This is a genomic window from Halomonas sp. ML-15, assembly GCF_014779595.1.
In the GTDB taxonomy this organism is placed as follows: domain Bacteria; phylum Pseudomonadota; class Gammaproteobacteria; order Pseudomonadales; family Halomonadaceae; genus Franzmannia.
Window position 1 is genome coordinate 1 of the sequence record NZ_JACXZT010000008.1, and the last position, 946, is coordinate 946.

The 946-nt window shown below is 68.7% G+C and carries 1 protein-coding gene; it reads right to left on the reverse strand.

Going from position 1 to position 946, the window contains the following annotated elements; genetic code table 11:
- The coding region (locus tag IEI94_RS05605; RefSeq protein ID WP_191166350.1) for a dihydroxy-acid dehydratase at positions 1 to 946 on the reverse strand (946 nt) is incomplete at both ends.

A 946-nucleotide genomic window follows, 5' to 3' on the forward strand; every position in this document is an offset into this window, starting at 1 on the left:
CGGCCGTTGACGGTCAGCACCCCGCCATGCAGCTTGCCGGCGCTGAGCAGCTCGCCCATTACCGCCGGCACGCCGCCGGCGCGGTGGAACTCTTCGGAGAGGTAGGCCCCAGCCGGCATCACGTTGGCCAGCAGCGGTATCTCGTGCCCCAGGCGCTGCCAGTCGTCGTTATCCAGCTCGACTCCAGCGTGCCGGGCGATGGCGTTGATATGCACCGGGGCGTTGCTTGAGCCGCCCAGCGCCGAGCAGGTGACGATGGCGTTCTCGAAGGCCTCGCGGGTCAACACGTCGCTGGGGCGCAGGTCGTCCCAGACCATCTCGACGATGCGCTCGCCGGTCTGGTAGGCGACCATGGCACGCGCCTTGTAGGGCGCCGGGATCATCGCCGAGCCGGGCAGGCTCATGCCCAGCGCCTCGGCCAGGGAGTTCATGGTCGAGGCGGTGCCCATGGTGTTGCAGTGGCCGATCGAGGGCGCCGAGTCGGTGGTCCGGGCGAGAAACTCGGCATAGTCGATATCGCCGGCGGCGAGGCGCTTGCGCAGCTCCCAGATGATGGTGCCGGAGCCGACCCGCTCGGCGCCCCGCCAGCCGTTGAGCATCGGCCCGCCGGAGAGCACGATGGCGGGGATATTGACCGTGGCGGCGGCCATAAGGCAGGCCGGAGTGGTCTTGTCGCAGCCAGTGGTCAGCACCACGCCGTCCAGCGGATAGCCGTGCAGCACCTCGACCAACCCCAGGTAGGCGAGGTTGCGATCCAGCGCCGCGGTGGGCCGACGCACGTTCTCGTGAATCGGATGCAGCGGGAACTCGAAGGGCACCCCGCCGGCGGCGCGAACGCCATCCTTCACCCGTTTCACCAGCTCGATATGGTGGCGGTTGCAGGGCGTAAGGTCGGAGCCCGACTGGCAGATGCCGATGATCGGCTTGCCACTGGTCAGCTCCTCCA